The organism is Clostridium celatum DSM 1785 (genome assembly GCF_000320405.1).
In the GTDB taxonomy this organism is placed as follows: domain Bacteria; phylum Bacillota; class Clostridia; order Clostridiales; family Clostridiaceae; genus Clostridium; species Clostridium celatum.
Genome location: NZ_KB291600.1, coordinates 1 through 23,370 on the forward strand (window position 1 = coordinate 1; position 23,370 = coordinate 23,370).

Consider the following 23,370-nt stretch of genomic DNA (forward strand, 5'->3'; position numbering starts at 1 on the left):
TATTTTTTCATATCAGCTTAACAGATTCTATTTATTCTTTATATATTATACCTATAAATTAATATTTTAAAATAGCTTATCATTATCTTGCTTTTATTATCTCTGGAAGTTCTTCGCCAGCTTTAACTATATAATGTCTTAATTTGTTTGCAAGTTCTTCCCTTACTTCTTCATAATCTGGATCTTTAACTAAGTTATTTAATTCATAAGGATCTTTTTTTAGGTCATATAAAAAATCTTCTTCATAAATATCACTTTCTGCAAAATCATATCCATTTTTATCTGGTGCATATACACTATACAAATAATCAGCAGTACGAATACATCTACCAACTCTACTTTCACTTATTTGTGCAAATATTTCATTACTTCTATATTTAAATTTTCCATCTACTACATCTTTTAAATTTTCACCTATAATTTCATCTTCTGCCTTAATGTCTGCCATAGCTAAAAAAGTTTTTGGAAGACTTGCTATACTTACTAACTCCTTTATTCTTTTTCCACCTTTAAAGCCTGGTCCTGAAATTATTAAAGGAACATGAAGACATGCTGAATGGCAAGAGCGTTTATAATCATCTGCTCCATTTAAATTCCTATCTCTATTTCTAGTTTTAAAATGAGAACCGTAATCTGAAGAGTAAATTATAATTGTATTCTCATATAGTCCCTTATCTTTAAGTTTATCTATAACTCTACCTAAATTATCATCTAAACTTCTACAACATCCTAAATAATCTGCATATTCTTCTGTAGCATTTCCTCCACCTAAAGCAATTAAATCTATGGGTAATTTAAAATTCTTAAATCTTTCCTTTGAACCTTTTGGTCCTTCATAACATCTTCTATCATTTTGATGATGTGGTTCAATATGTGAAATTGTCATAAAAAATGGTTTTTCATAATTATAACTATTTAAATACTCTAAAGCAAAATCAGTAATACAATCTGCACGATACCCTTTAAATTCACATTTATTCATTTTTTCATCGAAAACGTATCCATCATATCCATGAGAGGTAAATTCCAAAATATCAGCAGCACGCCAAAATCCCTTATATCCACCCCTTCTTTCTAATGGTATTGCACTTATAGTATAATCTCTACAAATAGGCTTTGTCGCGACTTCACTTGCTAAACTCCATTTACCAATATATGCTGTATCATAATTATTTTCTGTAAAATAATCAGCAATAGTTTTAATGTTAAGAGGTAATGCTATATCATCTTTAAAACATCCTGTTTCCTTTTGATATTTACCAGTTTGAAGAATAGCTCTACAAGGTCCACATAATGGCTGTGGAGTGTATGCCTCTTCAAAAATAACCCCTTCTTTTGCTAAGCTATCTAAATTTGGTGTTACATCTAATTCCTGACCATAGCAACCAATTGTATCCCATCGTTGCTGGTCAGAAAAATAAAATAATATATTTGGTTTGCTCATTAAAACGTTCCCCTCTTTCCCATAAATAAACTATAAACTACCTCATAAATTTCTACTTTTTCTTGTGAGTTTATTCCAAAATATAGTGCTAAATTTTTGCTATATTTAATTTAATTATACTATATATCAATAATTCACTCTATGATATTGCCTTTTTAACGCAATATACTTATAAAAAAACGCTATTTTACATAAATAATATTTTTACAAAAAAACATAAACTTCTTTTAAAATTTATATACTAGATTGATTTATATAATTTATGAGGTGAAAAAATGTGGTTTAATAAAAGCATCGAAGAAACAATACAAGAATTAAATTCTAATACCCTAAATGGACTTACCTCTATTGAATCTAAAGCTAGATTAGAAAAGTATGGCGAAAATAAACTAATTTCAAAACCAAAACAAACTATATTTCAATTATTTGTATCTCAACTTAAAGATGTAATGATTTATATACTAATTGTAGCTGCTATTATTTCTATAATTATGGGTGAAACTAGTGACTCAATAATTATTCTTATTGTAGTTGTAATTAATGCTACAATTGGAGTTGTTCAAGAATCCAAAGCTGAGAAAGCTCTAGAATCATTAACTAAATTAAGTACTCCTAAAGCTTTAGTTAAAAGAGATGGTACTATAATAGAAATTCCATCAGAAGAGGTTGTTATTGGTGATATTGTAATTATTGATGCTGGTAGATATATTCCTGCTGATTTAAGACTTATAGAAAGTGTTAACTTAAAAATAGATGAATCTGCTTTTACAGGTGAATCAATACCAGCTGAAAAGAATGCTGATAAAATAATTTTAGATGAAAAATCACCAATTGGTGATAGAGTTAATATGGCATATATGTCTACTCTTTCTACCTATGGGCGTGGTTTAGGCATTGTAGTTTCTACTGGAATGGATACAGAAATAGGAAAAATAGCAAAACTTTTAGATACTGATGAAAAAAATATTACTCCTCTTCAAAAGAGACTTAATAAGCTTGGTAAATTTCTAGGGATTATTGCAATAACTACATGTTTGCTTATTTTTATAATTTCTATTTTTCAAGGAAGAGATTGGCTTCAAATGCTCCTAACTGCTATTTCTCTTGCTGTTGCTTCAATTCCGGAAGGACTTACTGCTATAGTTGCAATAGTTCTAGCACTTGGAGTTCAAAGAATGATAAGCCTTAATGCTATTGTAAAAAAATTACCTGCTGTTGAAACCTTAGGTTCTATAAATATAATATGCTCTGATAAAACCGGTACATTAACCCTAAATAAAATGACTGTTAAAAAATATTTTACAAATAATAAATTAAATAATATAGAAAATATTAATATTAACTGTAATGAAGAAAATTTATTGATAGAGGCTATGGTTCTTTGTAATGATGCAACTTCTACTAAAGCTTCAAAAACTGGTGATCCTACAGAAATCGCATTAATAGATGTAGGAAATAATAATAATATTTTCAAGGAACCATTAAACAAACTTCATCCTAGAGTATCAGAACTTCCATTTGATTCCGATAGAAAACTTATGACTACAATAAATTTTTATGATAATGCTTATAAAGTATTTACAAAAGGAGCACTAGACTCTATCTTTAAAATTTGCGATAAAATTTTAATAAATGGTGAAATTAAACCTCTATCTAGTGATAACAAAAACCTAATTTTAAATGCTGCAAATTCAATGAGTGATTCTGCCCTAAGAGTATTAGCTGCATCTTATAAAGATATTAATACTGATGATATTAATAAAAACACCTTAGAAAGTGGACAAATTTTTCTTGGTTTAATGGCAATGATTGATCCCCCTAGAGAAGAAGTAAAATATTCAATAGCAAAATGTAAATCTGCTGGAATTACACCAATAATGATAACTGGTGATTACAAAAACACAGCCTTTGCTATAGCTCATGAATTAAATATTTCAGAAAATATAAATGAATGTATTTCTGGTTTTGAAATTGATGATTATAATCAAGAAGATTTCAATAAAGTAGTTAATAATTATAAAGTTTTTGCAAGAGTATCACCTGAGCATAAAGTTAAAATAGTTAAGGCATTTAAATCCAATGGTAATATAGTTTCAATGACTGGTGATGGAGTAAATGACGCTCCTTCTTTAAAAGCTGCTGATATAGGTGTAGCAATGGGTATAACAGGTACAGATGTTGCTAAAGGTGCTGCCGATATAATATTAACTGATGATAATTTTTCTACCATAGTAAATGCCATTGAAGAAGGTAGAAATATTTATAATAATATACGAAAGGCTATAATATTTTTACTTTCTTGCAATTTTGGTGAAATTATAGCACTCTTTGTTGCTATTCTACTAAATTGGGATAGCCCTCTACTTCCAATTCATATACTTTGGGTAAATTTAATAACAGATAGTTTTCCTGCACTATCATTAGGGTTTGATCCTAAAGATCCTTCTGTTATGAATGATCCTCCTAAAGCTTCAAATGAAAGCTTATTTGCTGGTCATATGAAAATTTATCTTATAATAAATGGCCTTCTTATAGGAATTCTAACTTTATTTGCATTCAAACTTGGTGAAAAATTATATCCAAATTCACTAATTCATGCTCAAACTATGGCTTTTGTAGTTTTAAGTATATCTCAACTATTCTTTGCATTAAATATGAGAAATACTAAAAAATCTATATTTGAAATTGGTCTATTCACTAATAAATATTTAATACTATCTTTATTACTAGGAATAATTATTCAAGTTGTAATAATTACAGTTCCCTTCTTTTCAAATCTATTTAAGGTTTACTCATTAAGTTTCACTGATTGGATTTTAGTTTTTTTAATTTCGATAATTCCATTGGCTGTTAACGAATTATTAAAATTACATTTAAGAAGATAATATTTTAATATTTAAATAAAAAAGAGAATATATACTTGTATAAATTACAAGTATATATTCTCTTCTTTTTCTATAAAAATCTTTTAACTTCCTTTACTTATATTCCAATAAATGGTAATATATATAAATATGAGGATCTTTTAATCTTATTTATATTGCAAATAAAAATTATTATATTTTTTATATTAGAAAGGGGTTTTATTAATGAGGTATTACATTTTGAGAGCACAAGGAGAAAATGATGTCAAATCAGCAAAAGAAGCAACCCGTTACAGTTTTAATATTAACAATATTAATGCTGAAAGATTTTTAAGCGACTTAAAGGATGAGCCAATTGAATATTTATTATATTGCGTTACTAATAAGAAATTTATTGAACATGGTGTAATAAGTGATATTTCTGTAGATAGATCATCAAAAAATTTCCAAGCACATTTATCACCAAAAAAAAATTTAGACATATATTATACACCATATGCTTCTCCAAACTGCAGAATTATTCCTACAAATAAAAATAAAATGGACGAGCTTTTAAGCATATAATTATTAAATCTATTTATAAAGGAGATATTTATGAAAACATTTAACAATTATACTTATTTCGGATTACTACTAAATTTCATTTGGTTAATATCCTCTAGATTTAATTTATTGCCAGACTTTATAGAAGGTCTTTGTATTGGATTAGGACTTGTATTAATATTAGTTGGAATGTTATACAACACTCATAATATATCTCAATTAAAAGCTTTCAAAAAATCATTATATAACAAAATTTTATTAAAATAATAGTGAGGTAGTTGTTCCTCACTATTATTTATTTTACTATTTATAACTATACCAAAATTATAAATAATAACATATTAAAATTTATCTATTATTTTAACTTCCAAATTTCTTCATTATATTGAGCTATGGTTCTATCTGCTGAAAAGTATCCTGCTTTACTAATATTTATAAGTACCTTTCTATTCCAAGCTTCCCTATCTTCATAGTCCTCAAATACTTTATCTTTAATTTTTATATATTCTTCAATATCAAGCAAAGTCATAAACCAATCCTTACCTATTAAGTCATTGTGAAGTCTTTGTAAATTTATTTTATCTCCAACAGCTAACATAGTGTCGCTTACTAAAAAATCAACTAATGGTTTAATTGATTCTTTATCATAATATCTTCTTGCAATATAATCAGACCTTCTATAATGTTCAATAACTTCTTCACTTGACTTACCAAAGATATATATATTTTCATCTCCAACCAATTGATGAATTTCAACATTAGCGCCATCTTCAGTTCCTAAAGTTAATGCACCATTTAACATAAACTTCATATTACCTGTCCCTGATGCTTCCTTAGATGCTAAAGAAATTTGTTCTGAAACATCACAAGCTGGTATAAGTTTAGAAGCCTTAGTTACATTATAGTTTTCAACCATAACAACCTTCAAATATTTATTAACCTCAGGATCATTGTTTATTATTTCTTGTAAACATAAAATAGCATGAATTATATCCTGTGCTATTATATATGCTGGTGCTGCTTTGGCTCCAAATATCATAGTTATTGGTGTTTTAGGAATCTTACCCTCTTTAATTTCTAGATATTTATTAATAATGTATAAAACATTCATTTGTTGTCTCTTATATTCATGAAGTCTTTTTATTTGAATATCAAATATAGAATTTTCATCTATATCTACATTTTGAGTTTCTTTTAAATACTTCTTTAACTCAATCTTATTTTGCTTCTTTATTTCTTCAAGCTTAGCTAATACCTCTTTATTATTTACATATTTCCCCAAACGCTCTAATTCCATAGCATCAGTTTTAAAACCATCACCTATAAGTTCAGTAATATACTTAGCTAACTCATTATTACAATGAAGTAGCCATCTCCTAAAGGTTATACCATTAGTCTTATTATTAAACTTCTCTGGATATATATCATAAAATGCTTTTAATTCTTCCTTCTTTAAAATTTCAGTATGAAGTGCTGCTACACCATTTACACTAAAGCCATAATGAATATCCATATTAGCCATGTGTACTCTAGAATCTTTATCTATTATTTGAACCCTTTCATCTGAATATTTTAACTTAACTCTATTATCTAGCTCTCTAATTATTGGCATTAATTGTGGTGAAACCTTTTCTATATATGCTATTGGCCATTTTTCTAATGCTTCTGCTAATATTGTATGATTAGTATATGCACAAGTCTTAGTAACTATATCTATAGCTTCACTAGTTGCTATACCCTTTTCCCCTAATAATCTTATCAATTCAGGTATTATCATTGATGGATGTGTATCATTAATTTGAACTACCACATGCTCATTTAATTTACTTAAATCATATCCATTTTCCTCTGCTTCTAGAAGTATTAATTGAGCAGCATTACTTACCATAAAATATTGTTGGTATACTCTTAACAATTGTCCTGCTTCATCACTATCATCTGGATATAAGAATAATGTTAAATTTTTCTTTATATTTTCCTTATCAAATTCAATCCCTTTTTTAACTAAATTTTCATCAACCGTATCTATATCAAACAGTCTTAATTTATTACAAGGTTTATTATATCCTGTAACATCTATATCATATAATGTTGAAGTTACTTTAAATCCACCAAATAAAACATCAAATTTAATATTTGACTTAGTAAGCCAGCTTTCTTTTTCTATCCACGGATTCTTTTCTGCCGTTTGCTTGTTATTTTTAAATACTTGCTTAAATAATCCATAATGATAGTTTAAACCTATACCATCACCATTTAATCCCAAGGTTGCAATAGAATCTAAAAAACATGCAGCAAGTCTTCCAAGCCCACCATTTCCAAGAGAAGGTTCTAATTCAACTTCCTCGATTTCAGCTAACTCCTTACCAGCTTCATTCAAAACTTCTTTGACTTCAGAATAAAGTCCTAAGTTTATCAAATTATTAGATAATAGCTTTCCAATTAAAAATTCAGCAGAAATATAGTATAACTTTTTATCTCCCTTATTTGTCCCTTTATTTTTTATAACACTTTTAGTTAACTCTAATAATGCAAAATATACTTGTTCATTGCTTGCAGCTTCTATTGTTTTTGAAAATCTTCTGTCTAAAATTTCACTTAAAGCTTTCTTTATCATAGTAATTATCTCACCTCAAACTACGCCTTTATTTAAATCATTTGCTATATTTAATAAAGATTTTATTATTCTCTTAATTATATAATATCAATTTCAAAACTTTTCCATTGTATATTCTTTTTATTTTTTGTATATATTTTATGCTAATTTAAAAATATATATATTTTTTTAATTATGTCTCTACTAATTACAATATTAATATTTTTATATCATCACTTATATATCACAAGCTATATTTTCATATAACTTGTTGCATTTTTATTACTTTTATAATATAATTTAACAAATAGTTTTTTATATCATCAATGGCGATGATAAGATATTAACTTGAAAGTATGCTTGAAATTATAAGTATATCTTTAATTTAATGTCTTTGAGCCTTGTAGATTAAAAGCTTATTAATGGAATGCTATAAGGCTCGCTTTTAAAAAGCGAGCCTTTGTTGTTTTAATATAAAAAAATAAACAGGGGGTTATTATATGTGTAGTTTTGTTGTATTTTCATCTACAAAATTAGAAAGTGAAGAATTTGATAAAGCATTAAAAAAAGTATTTCATAGAGGACCTGATAATAAATATTCAGCTATTGAAAATGGTTTATATTGGGGCTTTAACCGTTTATCAATAATGGATTTATCATCAAATGGAAATCAACCATTTAAATATAACTCGTGTGAGCTTGTATGTAATGGAGAGATTTATAACTATCTATCATTAAAGGAATTATTATCTACTGAATATAAATTTCACTCCAATAGTGATTGTGAAGTGTTAATACCTTTATATTACAAATATGGTATTGAAATAATGTGCAAAATGCTTGATGCTGAATTTGCATTAGTTCTATATGATAGTGATACTAATTCTATAATGGCAGCTAGAGATCCTATGGGGATTAGACCTATGTTTTATGGTTATACAAAAGAGGATCATAAAATTTCCTTTGCTAGTGAAGCAAAGGCATTAATTGATTACTGTAAAGATATTATGCCATTTCCACCAGGACATTATTATAAAGATGGTGAATTTATTTGTTATAATGACTTATCAGAATCAAAATTCATAAACAATGATGATTTTAATACTATATTTACTAATATAAGAACTAAACTTATATCTGCCGTAGAAAAAAGGCTTCATGCAGATGCACCTATTGGTTATTTATTAAGTGGTGGCTTAGACTCTTCTCTTGTATGTTCTATCGCACAAAAAATTACAAACAAACCAATAAAAACCTTTTCTATAGGAATGGAAACTGATCCCATAGATTTAAAATATGCAAAACAAGCTGCTGAATTTTTAGGTACTGACCATACTGAAGTTATTATAACTAAGGACGATGTATTAAACTCCCTTGAAGAGGTTATTTATCATTTAGAAACCTTTGATATTACTACTATTAGAGCAAGCATTGGCATGTATTTATTATGTAAATACATTCATGAAAATACTGATTTAAAGGTTATTTTAACTGGCGAAGTAAGTGATGAATTATTTGGTTATAAATATACTGATTTTGCCCCTTCTGCAAATGACTTTCAAAAAGAATCTCAAAAAAGAATTAAAGAACTTTATATGTATGATGTTTTAAGAGCTGATAGATGCATTTCTGCTCATGCTTTAGAAGGACGAGTTCCCTTTGCTGATATTGATTTTGTAAATTATGTTATGAGCATTAATCCATCAAAAAAAATGAATAATTACAATAAAGGTAAATATCTTTTAAGAAAAGCATTTGATAGTGAAGATTATTTACCTAATGACTTATTATACCGTGAAAAAGCTGCTTTTAGTGATGCTGTTGGTCACTCTTTAGTTGATTACTTAAAAGAATATGCAGAAGAGAAATACACTTATACCGACCTTGAGTTAGCTAAAGAAAAATATAAATACTGTACTCCATTCACTAAGGAATCCCTTCTTTATAGAGATATTTTTGAAAGATATTATTCTGGAAATGCTAAGTGGATTAAAGGTTTCTGGATGCCAAATAAATCTTGGGAAGGTTGTAATGTTAACGACCCAAGTGCTAGGGTACTTTCAAATTATGGTGATAGTGGAAAATAAAAACTATACGGGGCTACAACTTAGCTCCGTATAGTTTTTTATATAATCCCACTGAAAGTAACTTTATTTTATTACTATTCGGCATAAAAAATAATCCTCTTTAATTACAATATAATAATGATTAATTACTCTTAATAACATTTTATTTAAGTGCTATAATTAAAATTGAATTTAGCCAAAGAGGTGAAAATTTATGAAAACAATAATACTAATTTTTTTAGTTATACTATTACTAGCTATAATTTTTATAGTGCTTTATGGTGGCAATTATCTATATAACCTTGGAATTAATCCAAACTTCCCAAAAGACTTAGTTTTTAGTAATAAGGATACTAATTCTAACTCTGTAAATCAAGATGAAACTAGTGGTGTTTCAACTATTGATAGTGAGACTTGGCTTTTTGAAAAGTCTAATTATGAAAATTTATTTATTACTTCAAAAGATAATTTAAAAATTCATAATTATCTTATAAAAAATAAAATTAAATCAAACAAATGGATAATTGCTGTACATGGTTATACTTCTGAAGCTAAGTATATGGCACCCTATGCTCAAAAATTTTATAGTATGGGGTATAATATTATCCTTCCTGATTTAAGAGGTCATGGTAAAAGTGAAGGAAACTATATTGGAATGGGTTGGCATGAACGTTTAGATATAATTGATTTAATAAATTATATTACTAAAAATTATTCTGATTCTGAAATAATTCTTTTAGGTGTATCAATGGGTGCTGCTACTGTTATGAATGTTTCCGGTGAAAATCTTCCTAGCAATGTTAAAGCTATAATTGAAGATTGTGGTTATACCTCTACTTGGGATCAATTTGCTTACCACTTAAAAAAATTATTTAAACTCCCAGCCTTTCCTATGATGCATACTGCAAGTATAATATGTAAAATTCGTGCTGGATACTTTATAAGCGAAGCTTCTTCAATAAAACAATTAAAAAAATCTACAACTCCTATGCTTTTTATACATGGAGATAAAGATAATTTTGTACCTTTTTATATGCTTAATGAAGTATATGAAGCTTGCCCTGCTCCAAAGGAAAAGCTTATAATCTCAGGTGCAGCCCATGCAAGAGCTGCTAAAGTTAATCCCAAGCTATATTGGGATACGATTCAAAGTTTTTTAAATAAATATATATAAAGTATAAATTATTTTTAATCATCTAAATAAAAAATCTAAAGCCATTAGTGTGTAAACATTTAAAAGCTTTAGATTTTTTTATAAAAATTATTATATAAATTCTCAGTAAAATTATACAGCTTCCTAAAGACAATATCATTAACCTTTTCACATAATAACTTTTAACAATACAGCTAAACTATCGTCTTAATATATTTTTTGCTTTGAATATAAATTCTTTTTCACTTTTTGCTTCAACAAAAGTTCCATCAACAAAGGCAACTATTGTATCATCCATTCTTCCCCCACACTCACCTATACATCCATATACTATCTTTTCATCTTTAAATTCTCTTTTAACTACCTCACAATCAATTCCTGAGCATCCTGGGCAAATTACTATCATATCTCTTCTCCTTAATTTTATATCTTTTGATTAATACTTTTTATAATTATACTCTAAAATAAAATTTTATAAAATAAAAACTCTTAGGTTAATAGTGTATAAATTACCTAAGAGTTTTCAATATAAAATTTTTATTTTACTTCTAATACAATTCATATATATCCGATAATTCACTAATTACTCTTTCGCTATCTATATCATATTTATATATACTTTCATTTTCATCAATATCTTTTGCTTTAATATTAGGAATAAATACTTTAAAGTCACTACCTTTTCCCTCAGTGCTTTCTAATTCAATATATCCATTATGAATATCAACAAAGGACTTAACCAAAGTTAAACCTATACCACTTCCCTCATTAGTCCTATTTAAAGATGCATCTATTTGTATAAATTTACTAAATATTTTTTCTTTCATTTCATCTGGAATTCCTATACCATTATCCTTTACTTGTATAACAACATATCTTCCTGTTTTATATATATTAACTAATATGTCTCCATTATTTTTACTAAATTTTATTGCATTAGATAATAAGTTTAATAATATTCTTTCTATCATATATGGATCACATTTAACATAAATTTCCTCTTTTTCTGTATCAAACAAAATATTATTTTTTTTAATTTCTACATATGACAAAACTGAAATGGTTATTTCTTCTATTAAACTTACTATATTGTAATTACCAAATTTAGGAGTTATACTTCCACAATCTATTTTATTTATATCTATCATATTTTGAACTATTTTCAACATACGTAGACAATTAATTCTTACACTCTTTTCATGTTTTAAATAATACTCTTTAAATTGTTTATCACTTTTATCTCTAAAAACATTCATAAGTTGTATTGATGAGTATATTATATTTATAGGAGTCTTTAATTCATGAGATAAATTGGCAAAAAAACTCTCTCTATCTTTATCTATAGCCTTTAATTTTTCATATTCTTTTTGTACATTTATATATTTTCTTACTAGGTCATTTTGTTCAACTTCAACAATCAATTTATTAAGCTTTTTCATATACTCATATGATACTTTATAATCTTCTAACATTTCATAATCTATAGCTAAACTCTTATACACTGTTGCAATATAATTATTATTAGTATTAGTAGCTATTTCTAAAGCTATATTATGATACTCTATAGCTTTTTTATAATTTTCTTTATTAAAATATACATCTCCATAAAGTTGATATATAAAATATTGTATATCAGTGAATATACAGTTTTCCTTATTTTGTTTGTAATATTCATGACTTTTATTTAATAATATTAAGCTTTCATCTAAATTGTCTTTTTTTATATTAACATAATATTCAACTATTAATAAATCTAACTGCATACTATATTGTTTAATTTTTATAAAATCTAAGTTCTCTATTTCTTTTTTACACTCTGTAAATAACTCTTCAATAATTTCTAATTTTATTTTATTTTCTAAAATTACTTTTATTAAATCAAATATTATTGATACCCTTACTGCAGTAAACTCTTTAAACTTTTTATCATTTAAAGTAGTAATAAATAGTTCTACAGCCTCTTCCTTCATATTTACTTTAACATATCCTACCCCTATATAATAAAGTATTAATATTTCTGAATGAATATCTCCATAGTATTTAGCTATATTTAAAGCTTTTCTAAGTAACTCTACTGAAGTATCAAAATCATTAAATGCTAACGCATAAGTTGAAGCAATTGCTATATACATTTGTGGTGATAATGGAGATTGGAATTTCCCAAGATTCTCTAAAGCTTTATCTAAATATACTTTAATTTCAGGTATTATTTTTCCTTTTCTAAAGATATATACTCCTACCCGTGAATTTAAATAAGCTAAATCTTCATATTCATTTAATTCCTTTAATATTTTTTCTGCTATTAAATAATTTTTTTTAAATTCTTCTCCTTGGTCTAATATTAAATATGTAGTTGCAAGTAAACTATAGGCTCTTGCTAAATAATATTCATTTTTTGTATTTTTAAAATATTCTATAGCTTTTTTACTTGCTTTTATGCTGTCCTCATATCTTTTTACTCTACTACTCGTCAAAGCTAATAAGTGATATGCTTTAGCTAAACGTCTATCATTTAAGTTTATATCACTATTTAATTTTTCAACCATTTCTTTTCTTATAATTTCAGCTTTATTTAAATCTAATTTTGATTCATTTGTGTATTCAAACATATTTATATATTTTTCAACTTCTCTTTTCATTTTAGAACACCTTCTCATATTACCACTATAATACTTTATCACCATACTTATCCCCAAATTCTATACTTTTATTTTTCTTACTTTTAAAACAAAAATCAACCTACTGTAATTATAAATTTATATAAATTAAATATAACTATAAAATTTCAATATTAATAATGAGAATATGTATTAATTTTTACTATAGCCGATAAATTAAAAATGGCAAACAAAGAAACTATTATAAATAGTTTAATTTTCATTTGCCACTTTTAATTAATTTTTTTAACAATTTAGTTAAATTATTTATACACTTAATTTTTATACAGCTTATTCTTTTGCTTTATATTATTTTTTTCTTCTTGATATTAAAGCTCCTATACTAGCTATAATAGTTCCAAATAATCCAACGGCAGCTCCTGATGTTCCTCCTGTTTGTGGAAGTTTATTACTGTTGCTACTTTGGCTATTGCTTGAAGTGCTTCCTGCAATATTATTTGTATTACTATTTCCGCTACTAATATTGTTTCCAACATTATTACTGCTGTTATTTCCACTATTATTGTTGTTTCCACTATTATTATTACTTCCAGCAATTATAACTAATCCATTTATAGCATTATTTAAGTTTGCTGAAGCTTTTGCAATCTCTTCTTCAGTTGAATCTTCATTTTCAAAAACTTCATTAGCTTCATTTAACGCCTTTTCAACTGCTCTAAAGCTTGCTACAGTATATTTGCTAGAATCTAATGATTTTGCTTTATTAATTAAATCTTCTAGTCTATCTTTGCTTGGCTTTAATCTTAATTCTAAGAATGCTCTTAATAATGTATTATACGATTCTGAAACTTCTTCTTCCATAGCATTTACATCAGATATTACACCATTAGCCTCTGCTAAAACAACCATTAACTTATCCCAAGTTGAAGTAATATAATCATCTCCTGTTAATGCACTAATTCTTTCTACAAGAGAAATTAAATTTTCTTTATTGCCCTTTTCAAAAGATAACATTTGCATTGCTTTGCTTAATCTATCAAAAGATTGATCTACTGAAACTTGAGTTGCATTTTCATCAGCTAAAATTACTTCTGCTTCAGCAAGAGCCGCTTTAAATTCTTCTACTACTGCTGGAACAACTTTTGAAAGTTCTTCTTCAGTTACTTTCTTAGCTTCTTCTACAGCAACTTGTAAATGTGCATTAAATACTGGGTTGTTTTCTTCTTCCTTTTCTACTAAATTATCAATAGCATTTCTTACGCCTTCAGTTGCACTATTTACTTCTTCTACTGTTGCAGCATCATTAGCTAAAACTTCTTTTGCAGTTATTACAGCTTTCTTAAGATCATTTAGAGATTCATCTGTATAGTTAACATCTCCATTAATTTTTCCATCTGCCTCATTAATAATATTGCTTAATTCTCTTATATCAACTAAAGAAGTAATAGCATTTACTAAAGTTTCTCTAGCCTTATCAATATCTTCTTGAGTTGCACTTCCAATATTATTTAAAATTTTCTTAGCACTTTCTAAAGCTTCATTATATAAATTCCAGCTATTAACCGTATAATTTTCTTGTACATAATTACAAGAATCAATAAGTGTTTCTAAATCACTTACATTAGGAACTTCATAATCATTAATTGTAATTAATTCATAAATTGTTGGAGCTATTCCATTCCATTCAATCTTAATTTCAAAAATATTATCATACTTAGTATTTACTATTTCATTTAAGCTCCTATCTAAAGTTCCAAGCTGCTTCCATATATCATTTCCTGCTTCATCTTTTCCAACTCTAGCCATTACTTTAGCATTAGAAATTTCATTACCACTTTGAATAATATTAATTTTCTTAATATCAGTCTTATCTGATAAACGATATGTGAAGCTTCCACTTGTTATTTCCCCATTATTAGTATTTGGTTTATATGCTGTAGTTAAATTACCATCCACTATCTTACTTGGTTCAAATCCTTTAACTTCTATTGGGTCTGAAACAAATGTTGGGTCATTTACTGTTGGTATATATTCACCATTATTAATTAAAAATTCATTAATAACAGCCCAACGATATGAATATGGTGCTGTAAATACAACTCTTAAATATCTAGCTTCTTGATTTATTTCTCCACTATCCATATAAGCATGAGAAATTGGAATTATTCCACCTGATACACTACCATGAGTATATCCATTATCTGTTGGCTTTGAATCCATATCTTCTGATGTATTTGGTATATTATTTTCAATAGTTATAACATCAGTCCAAGTTTCACCATCTAAAGATAATTGAATTTTACCATCTCTAATATGATCTTTTTCTGTATCTAATACAACATATTTTAAATTATTAATATCAATTGTTTGTCCTAAATCATAAACTATTGTATTACCTGTTTGTGGTGCTGCTGTATATTTAACACTAGTATTAAAGTTTCCATCAAAAACAACTGCTGGATCAGCATCATAATCAGCATATGAGCTTATTAATGATGGCTCATAAACTTCATTGGAAGTAACTTCAAGTTTGTTTAAACTAAAAGTAACTTCTTTATTAGCAATTAATCTAATATAACGAGCATCCTCTAAGTTCTCATTATCTAAAACATCATTCCACTCAATTGTATTCATAGAAGTTTGTAATGTTATTCCATCCATATTTGAAACTTCTAAATCAATATTGCTTAAATCCTTAATACGATTTAATTTAATACCGATATACTCACCTTCATTTAAAGTAATATTTTCTTGTGGAACTAGTTTAGTCAATGATTCATCTATATACATAGATTTTATACCTAAATTAACATTTGAATAAACATTATTAGTTGATGGAAGGTTCATACTTTTCTCTACTCTAAATTCAGAGAATTTAACCCACTTATTTAACTCTTTTAAGTTTGTAATTCTTACATATCTTGCTTCAATTCCGCCAAAATCTTCATCAATAACATCTTTTCCAGCTGTGCTTGAATATGTCTTAAATGTTGTCCAAGTTTCATTGTCAGTAGAATATTCTAATTTATAATCTGTCCATTTATCTGTATCCCCTGCTCCAACTACAACATGTACATTTCCAACACTAGTAACTTCACCTAAATCTAACCCAACGTAATCTCCAACTTTTGTAATATCTCCAGTATGAGTTCTATACCAAACACTACTGCTATCATTACCATCTGTTAAGTTAGCTTCACTTCCACTATAAACACTCCATCCTTCACTTCTCATAAGAGTAGCATTTATTTCAGAATTATCTCCTTCACCTTGATTTAAATCATTTTTATTTATAGTTATATCCTTAATACCAAGCCAAGTATTAGTTTTATCTTGAGTGGCAATTACTCTAATACCCATCACATCTAAATCTAAGCCTTCAACTGTAATTTGATTTGGCATAGAATATAATTCGTCATTTAAATCAACCCAAGTACTACCATCCTCTGTATATTGAAGCTTAGCTTCTTGCATTGTATCTCTTGGATTAGATGCTGCTCCCATTTCTATATGAATATCTTTAACTTTTATTTTCTTATTATATTTTACCCCAATATAAGTCCCAGCAACTACAGTATTTGGAGTTTTATATACAACTTCAGTTGCTGAATTATTATCTAATAAATTTTCTAAACTTCCTGTAGGTGTATCTGTTCTATTAGTTATTACTGTTGTTATTACCTTACTTGGATCTACAATTGAAGTAACTACTTCTGCTAAGCTTTGAGCCATATTCTTTATAAATGGAACTATATGTTGTACTCCAACTTCTGCATATTCAGTGTGATCTACATAATGGAATCCATAAGTCTTTGATTTTTCAAAAGCAGTTTGTCCATTTGAATACTTAGTCCAAATAACATCATTTGATGCTCCATCTTCAACAGCAATAATTGCTTCTAAATAAGAAATTGCTGCCTCCATTGTATCTTCCCAACAATTCAACCAATAAGATATTTGACTAACTACTCTTTCATGCCCTTCATTTTTATAAAGAGTTGCCGCATCTTTTAATTTATTAAATTCAGCTATTAATTCAGTGGCTTCTTCTTTAACATTTTCCCCATTTGCATATTTTTCCTTAAAAGTATTAAGCTTTGGAGCTAATTCAACTGACTCTTCTAACTTCGTAACACGACTATCCATATTTTGATTAATCATATGCTTACTTAATTCTCTTAGAGCTGTTGAAGTATCTGTTTCTTCTGCTGTTCCATGATCCATATATTTAAATGAATCATACCAGTTTTGATCTGCTTCCTCTTCATTTTCCCAAATATTCCATGCATAACCTGCATTTGCAAATAAAGCTGATTTATTAGCTTCTGCTTGTTGCATTGGATTTAATACTATTCCTTTAATAGTTGAAGGATCTACTCCTGGATGTAAGAATGTGGAATTTCCTCCCATAATTAAATGTTGTTTAGAGTTATCTGAACAAGGCCAATTAATCCAATAGAATGGTGCTCTGCCCTCATAGCCTTCTGATGCAATATTATTTTTATAATTTGTTCCAAAAGATCCACTAACTTCTCCCCATATTCTTCCTCCAGTAGCAATAATACTAACATTATCTCCTGCTTTATTTACTTCTTTTAATTGAGCTGAAGAACCATTTCCCATATAATCGTTTGGACAGAAAACTATCTCATCTTTTAAATCTGGATATGTTTCTTGTTGTTCTCTTAACCACACTGTTAAATCATTTAATAATTTTACATATGAAGCAGCTCCTTGAGCTGGTACCCCTGCATCATCTGCTAATATAGCAAATTGTCTAACATCAGCTTCTAATAATTGACTAAACTTAGCTTTTATTATGTCTAAATCTGCTTGATAATTTTCTTCACTATTAAATCTAATTGCGTTACTCATAAATGGATGTAATGCATATACATATCTATTCTTAGTCTCATTTCCTACTTTAGCTAGTTGTTTTATTGATTCTAAATCTTCTTCAGGATATAATTCTCTCCACTTTGAATTATGGTATGGGTCATCCTTTGGTGCAAATATATATTGATTCATTTTATAATCTCCACCAAATTTCATAAGCTCTGCTCTATCTTCATTTGACCACGGATTTCCATAATACCCTTCAATAAATCCACGTTGAGCTACATCAGAATAATCATCAACTCTAAATTCACTTATACTTCCATCCTCTAATTGATTAAATACATGCTTTAATGTAGTAACTCCATAGAAAGCACTATCAGTATCTTTACCTAATATACCAATAATTCCATCATCAACTGAAACTAAATGTGAGTCTGTTTTATTAAAGAATGCTTCATCATGAGATACATTTGTATTGAAATACTGATCTACAAATTCCCCTGATTCATTTATACCAATTAAGATATCAGTTTTTCCTTCAACAACAGTATCTGAAATAGTATAATTAATATTTTGATTTTTTAAAATTTCTTCTACCCTATTTCTAGTGTAAATATCTACTCCACTTTCATATACTATATTTACTTCTGTACCAACTTCAAAAGCACTATTTTCATATTCTATACTTTGAGGTATAGGATAAATTTCATACTCTTTTGGTAAGTCTAATTCCGTTGCAGAAACCTTAAGTACTCCAGCAAAATTTGTAGTTAATACAGTGGTAGCAGCAACAATAGCAAAAAGACGCTGTAACTTTTTCTTTATCATAATTTCTTTCCCCCGTTTTAATAATAAAATATTCTGTAACATTCTTAGATAAAAATAAGAATGTTATATAATCATTAATTTTCATGTAATAAAACTAATTTATTCAAAATTATTACAAGTATATATATATTATTTTAATTTATTATCTAAAACGTTTTCTATACTTTAACTTTTTTAAGCAATATATTAACTTTTTTTAGCAATATTATTATATTTATATGTAAGCTAATTCAAAAAAGGTATGATATAACTTTTCAGAAATATCACACTTTTTTTCCTAGCATATCTTTAAATTGTTTTTAATATATTGTAGCCTTTCAGCATCAGTACTGTACCTTTTATATTTCTATTCCTTTTTTGAATTGGCTATTATATAAATTTGCATAAAATCCATTTTTACTAATAAGTTCATCATGAGTTCCACATTCTACTATTTCACCGTCTTTTAACGCTAAAATTTTATCGGCATTTTTTATAGTACTTAGTCTATGCGCAATTACAAATGTAGTCTTTCCTTTCATTAAATTAAGCATAGCTTCTTGAATATGCTCTTCAGTTCTTGTATCAATTGATGAAGTTGCTTCATCTAAAATCAATATTGATGCATTAGATAAAATTGCTCTTGCTATTGCTAATAGCTGTCTTTGTCCTTGAGATAAATTCCCGCCATTATCAGATAAAATAGTGTTATACCCATCAGGAAGCTGTTTTATAAATTGGTGAGCATTAGCCATTTTTGCAGCTTTAACAATTTCTTCATCACTTGCATTTAATCTTCCATACCTTATATTTTCACTAACAGTTTCAGAAAATAAATAAGTATCCTGTAATACCACTGCTACTGATTTTCTTAAACTTTCCCTAGTTATATAATTTATATTTTTCCCATCTATAAATATTTCTCCGCTATCAATATCATAAAATTTAGTAAGTAAATTAACTATTGTTGTTTTTCCAGCTCCTGTTGGGCCAACTATAGCTATAACTTCACCTTTATTAGCTTCAATAGAAATATTTTTTAATATTTCTTTTCCCTTAGTATAAGAGAAAGTTACATTTTTTAAGACTACATTACCTTCTATATTTTCAATATCCTTAGCTTCTATTTTATCCTTTTCTTTTACTTCATCTATTACTTCAAATACTCTTTCAGCACCTGCTAATGCACTTTGAATAGTATTAAAAAGATTCATTATTTCATTTATTGGTCTAGTAAAATTTCTCATATATAATAAAAATGTAAAAACTATACCTACGGTAATTGTATGACCTTTTAATATAAGATATCCACCTGTTACTGAAATAATTAAATATGAAATATTATTAATAAAATTATTTATAGGTCCCATAACAGATGATGCACCCTGTGCTATTATTGCACTTTTAGTTAGCTTCTCATTTATTTTAGCAAATTCTTCTTTAACTTCTTCTTCTTCTGAAAATAATGAAACAACTTTTTGTCCTGATACCATTTCCTCTATATAACCATTTAATATACCAAGTTCATTTTGTTGTTTTACAAAAAATCTTTGTGTTTTTTTAGCTAAAGTTTTTGTAGTTAAAAATGTAAGTGGTACTGTTATTAATCCTATTAAGGTAAGAATCGGGCTTAATATAAGCATTGCAATTAACATACCGCCTATATTTATTACCCCTGAAAATAATTGAGTTACACTTTGAGATAATGTTGTATTAATATTATCAACATCATTTGTAAGTCTACTCATTAAATCACCACTAGAATTAGTATCAAAATATTTCAATGGCAATCCCTGTAAATTACTAAATAAGTCTTTTCTTATATTTGCTGAAACTTTCTGTGATATTTTAACCATAACTAAATTTTGATAGTAGGTAGAAAATATATTTACTAAATACATTATTAAAAGCACTATACAAATAAAAGCTAGTCCCCTCATATCACCTGTTTCTATAAAATTATCTATTGTATATCCGTTTAATCTTGTACCAAAAACACTAATTAGTGTAGTTATAAAACATAAAATAAATACAATTATAATATTGATTTTCTTTTCTATTAAATATCCTATTAATCTTCTTACTGTACCCTTAAAATCCTTTATTTTTTCAGCTTTAGCCCTATGTAATTGATGTGGTCCTCCTCCTGGTCTCATTGGTATAGGTCCTTTATTAGACATTCATAACTTCCTCCTCTCCAAATTGTGATATTGCAATACTTCTATATATTTCTGAAGTTTTTAACAATTCTCTATGTGTTCCAATAGCAGATATTTCTCCATCATCTAAAACTATTATCTTATCACAATCCATAACAGCAGAAATTCTTTGAGCTATAAGAAATACTGTAGAGTTTTGCATTCTTCTCTTTATAGCCTTTTGAAGTTTAGCTTCTGTTGCCATATCTAATGCACTACTTGAATCATCTAATATTAATATTTTAGGCTCCTTAATTAGAGTTCTCGCAATTGATACTCTTTGCTTTTGTCCTCCCGATAAATTTTTTCCTCTTTGTTCAACTATTCTATCGTAGCCTTCTTTAGCTGAGTTTATAAATTCAAAGGCTTGAGCATCTTTTGTTGCACTATGCATCATTTCCTTAGTAGCATCTTTTTTACCAAATCTTAGATTATCGTCGATAGTTCCTGAAAAAAGAATTGTATCTTGAAGCACAACGCCTATAATTTCTCTTAATTCATCTATTTTTAAGTTCCTAACATCTTCATTTCCAATGGTTATACTCCCCATTGTAGTATCATATAATCTTGGAATAAGTGATACTAAAGAACTTTTTCCACTACCTGTAGCCCCTATTATTCCTATTTTTTCTCCTTCTTTGGCCTTAAATGATATTCCACTTAATACATAATCACTATCTTTATTATACTTAAAGTAAACATCCTTAAATTCAATATCAAAATTATTTATTTCTTTTGAATCATCTTTATTAACAATAGAAGGTTCAATATCTAACACTTCATTAATTCTTGTTGCTGAAACCTTAGCCCTAGAGAAATTAATTATAATCATTACCATCATATTTAAAGATCCCATTATCTGAACTAAATAATTAATAAAAGCCATTATTTTTCCTATTTCTAATGATCCAGTATTAACAAGATTTCCTCCAAACCATAATACTGCAACTACACTTAAATTCATTATTAAAGTTACAAGTGGCCAAAGAAGAACTGTTACACTTTGTGCTTCAATGCTTGTCTCCATTAATTCTTCATTGGAATTTTTAAATTTTTCTCTTATTTTACCTTCTATAGCAAAAGCTTTAACAACTCTAATTCCAAGTAAATTTTCTCTCATAACAAGATTTACATTATCAATCTTTTTTTGCATATCAGTAAAAAACGGAATTGATTTAGATGTAATAACTACTACTGATACTATTATTAATGGTATTATTACTAAAAAGATTATAGATAATTTACTACTTATAGAAAAAGCCATTATTACTCCACCTAAACAAATAAGTGGTGATCTTACCATCCCTCTAAGTGCCATCATAACCATATTTTGAACCTGAGTAACATCGTTTGTTAATCTAGTAATAAGAGATGATGTTTTAAATTTATCTATCTCTAAAAAAGATAAACTTTGTATTTTATTAAATAATCCTTGTCTTAAATTTTTTCCCATAGTCATTGCTGCTATACTTGTAAATATTCCACATAATATCCCACCTAAAATACCAATAAAGGCTACAATTATCATTTTAAATCCGATATTTAAAACATATTGAATATCACCATTTGCAACACCAATATCAATAATATCAGCCATTAATTTAGGTTGATTTAAATCCATAATAACTTCTATAAACATCATTAAAGGTGCAAGTATAGCATAAATAATTGAGCTACCCTTAATATATTTAAGTAGTTTTCCCATTTGTAGCTTCATCTCCTTCATTTAAATTATTATACATTCTCTCAAAAAAGCTTTTTATAAGCTTCTTCTCTTCTTCACTAAAATTTTTAAAACATTTTTTTTCAATATTGTACATAGCCTTTTGTAACTTAAGCTGAGTAATTTTTCCCTTTTCAGTTAAATATACATTAAGGATTCTTCTGTCATCAGCATTAGGCCTTCTTTCAACAAATCCAACACGTTCCATTGTTGCTAAAATACTTGTCACTGTAGCAGGCTCAATATTACAATTTTGTGCTATATCTTTTTGTATACTTCCATTATTTTCTGCTAAATAATTTAATATCTTTGGTTGGCCTTTAGAAATTTCAAGCTTTCTGAACTCATTAAGGCACATCCTACGGTGTATTCCTTTAAACTTCATAAAACTTTTAAGTAATTCTCCTTCATTCATAAATCTATCTCCTTTTATTTTAATTAGAATTCTAATAGTTATATATCTAACTATTATTATATATTTAATTATTTCATAAAAACAAGAGGTTATATCAAAATTTT

13 protein-coding genes are annotated in these 23,370 nt (G+C 27.2%); 5 read left to right on the forward strand and 8 right to left on the reverse strand.

Features of this window, described 5'->3' with window-relative positions; genetic code table 11:
* Positions 1-82: 82 nt before the first annotated feature.
* Positions 83-1,444 carry a sulfatase family protein gene (locus HMPREF0216_RS00605; protein ID WP_005209879.1) on the reverse strand — a complete coding sequence of 454 codons (1,362 nt, stop codon included), beginning with the start codon at positions 1,442-1,444 and terminating at the stop codon, positions 83-85.
* A gap of 275 nt (positions 1,445-1,719) precedes the next feature.
* Between HMPREF0216_RS00605 and HMPREF0216_RS00610 the strand changes: the two genes are divergently transcribed.
* From HMPREF0216_RS00610 to HMPREF0216_RS00620, 3 genes are all read left to right on the forward strand, one after another.
* Complete coding sequence (locus HMPREF0216_RS00610; RefSeq protein ID WP_005209881.1) at positions 1,720-4,329, forward strand: calcium-translocating P-type ATPase, PMCA-type; 2,610 nt, start codon at positions 1,720-1,722, stop codon at positions 4,327-4,329.
* Positions 4,330-4,533: 204 nt separating this feature from the next.
* Positions 4,534-4,872 (forward strand): hypothetical protein, encoded by a 339-nt coding sequence (locus HMPREF0216_RS00615; RefSeq protein ID WP_005209887.1) that lies wholly within the window; start codon positions 4,534-4,536, stop codon positions 4,870-4,872.
* A 30-nt stretch (positions 4,873-4,902) separates the two neighbouring features.
* Positions 4,903-5,118, forward strand: coding sequence for a hypothetical protein (locus HMPREF0216_RS00620; protein ID WP_040418389.1), 216 nt, complete (start codon positions 4,903-4,905; stop codon positions 5,116-5,118).
* Positions 5,119-5,206: 88 nt separating this feature from the next.
* On the opposite strand, the gene HMPREF0216_RS00625 is transcribed toward HMPREF0216_RS00620, so the two are convergent.
* On the reverse strand, positions 5,207-7,468 hold the full coding sequence (locus HMPREF0216_RS00625) for a glycogen/starch/alpha-glucan phosphorylase (RefSeq protein ID WP_005209889.1): 2,262 nt from the start codon (positions 7,466-7,468) through the stop codon (positions 5,207-5,209).
* Positions 7,469-7,947: 479 nt separating this feature from the next.
* Here HMPREF0216_RS00625 and asnB point away from each other — a divergent pair, with 479 nt between their 5' ends.
* A complete protein-coding gene (asnB, locus tag HMPREF0216_RS00630; RefSeq protein ID WP_005209890.1) occupies positions 7,948-9,534 on the forward strand; it encodes an asparagine synthase B in 1,587 nt (528 codons plus the stop codon).
* A gap of 193 nt (positions 9,535-9,727) precedes the next feature.
* Complete coding sequence (locus HMPREF0216_RS00635) at positions 9,728-10,687, forward strand: alpha/beta hydrolase (RefSeq protein ID WP_005209892.1); 960 nt, start codon at positions 9,728-9,730, stop codon at positions 10,685-10,687.
* Between the two features lie 178 nt (positions 10,688-10,865).
* On the opposite strand, the gene HMPREF0216_RS00640 is transcribed toward HMPREF0216_RS00635, so the two are convergent.
* From HMPREF0216_RS00640 to HMPREF0216_RS00665, 6 genes are all read right to left on the reverse strand, one after another.
* Positions 10,866-11,072 carry a hypothetical protein gene (locus HMPREF0216_RS00640; RefSeq protein WP_005209894.1) on the reverse strand — a complete coding sequence of 69 codons (207 nt, stop codon included), beginning with the start codon at positions 11,070-11,072 and terminating at the stop codon, positions 10,866-10,868.
* A gap of 142 nt (positions 11,073-11,214) precedes the next feature.
* Complete coding sequence (locus tag HMPREF0216_RS16075; RefSeq protein WP_147576202.1) at positions 11,215-13,305, reverse strand: tetratricopeptide repeat-containing sensor histidine kinase; 2,091 nt, start codon at positions 13,303-13,305, stop codon at positions 11,215-11,217.
* A 327-nt stretch (positions 13,306-13,632) separates the two neighbouring features.
* Positions 13,633-18,951, reverse strand: coding sequence for a beta-N-acetylglucosaminidase domain-containing protein (locus HMPREF0216_RS00650; RefSeq protein ID WP_147576203.1), 5,319 nt, complete (start codon positions 18,949-18,951; stop codon positions 13,633-13,635).
* 338 nt (positions 18,952-19,289) lie between these two features.
* Entirely contained in the window at positions 19,290-21,110 is a 1,821-nt protein-coding gene (locus HMPREF0216_RS00655) for an ABC transporter ATP-binding protein (protein ID WP_005209900.1), read from the reverse strand.
* Positions 21,103-22,833 carry an ABC transporter ATP-binding protein gene (locus HMPREF0216_RS00660; protein WP_040418391.1) on the reverse strand — a complete coding sequence of 577 codons (1,731 nt, stop codon included), beginning with the start codon at positions 22,831-22,833 and terminating at the stop codon, positions 21,103-21,105. Before HMPREF0216_RS00660 ends, HMPREF0216_RS00655 begins: the two co-directional genes overlap by 8 nt.
* Entirely contained in the window at positions 22,817-23,266 is a 450-nt protein-coding gene (locus tag HMPREF0216_RS00665) for a MarR family winged helix-turn-helix transcriptional regulator (RefSeq protein ID WP_005209905.1), read from the reverse strand. Before HMPREF0216_RS00665 ends, HMPREF0216_RS00660 begins: the two co-directional genes overlap by 17 nt.
* Positions 23,267-23,370: the final 104 nt, after the last annotated feature.

Coding starts and splice junctions, on each gene's coding strand:
- HMPREF0216_RS00640 (WP_005209894.1), bottom strand. CDS start 11,072: ATGATAGTAATTTGCCCAGGATGCTCAGGAATTGATTGTGAGGTAGTT.
- HMPREF0216_RS00605 (WP_005209879.1), bottom strand. CDS start 1,444: ATGAGCAAACCAAATATATTATTTTATTTTTCTGACCAGCAACGATGG.
- HMPREF0216_RS00625 (WP_005209889.1), bottom strand. CDS start 7,468: ATGATAAAGAAAGCTTTAAGTGAAATTTTAGACAGAAGATTTTCAAAA.
- HMPREF0216_RS00655 (WP_005209900.1), bottom strand. CDS start 21,110: ATGTCTAATAAAGGACCTATACCAATGAGACCAGGAGGAGGACCACAT.
- HMPREF0216_RS00635 (WP_005209892.1), top strand. CDS start 9,728: ATGAAAACAATAATACTAATTTTTTTAGTTATACTATTACTAGCTATA.
- HMPREF0216_RS00660 (WP_040418391.1), bottom strand. CDS start 22,833: ATGGGAAAACTACTTAAATATATTAAGGGTAGCTCAATTATTTATGCT.
- HMPREF0216_RS00620 (WP_040418389.1), top strand. CDS start 4,903: ATGAAAACATTTAACAATTATACTTATTTCGGATTACTACTAAATTTC.
- asnB (WP_005209890.1), top strand. CDS start 7,948: ATGTGTAGTTTTGTTGTATTTTCATCTACAAAATTAGAAAGTGAAGAA.
- HMPREF0216_RS00665 (WP_005209905.1), bottom strand. CDS start 23,266: ATGAATGAAGGAGAATTACTTAAAAGTTTTATGAAGTTTAAAGGAATA.
- HMPREF0216_RS00610 (WP_005209881.1), top strand. CDS start 1,720: ATGTGGTTTAATAAAAGCATCGAAGAAACAATACAAGAATTAAATTCT.
- HMPREF0216_RS16075 (WP_147576202.1), bottom strand. CDS start 13,305: ATGAAAAGAGAAGTTGAAAAATATATAAATATGTTTGAATACACAAAT.
- HMPREF0216_RS00650 (WP_147576203.1), bottom strand. CDS start 18,951: ATGATAAAGAAAAAGTTACAGCGTCTTTTTGCTATTGTTGCTGCTACC.
- HMPREF0216_RS00615 (WP_005209887.1), top strand. CDS start 4,534: ATGAGGTATTACATTTTGAGAGCACAAGGAGAAAATGATGTCAAATCA.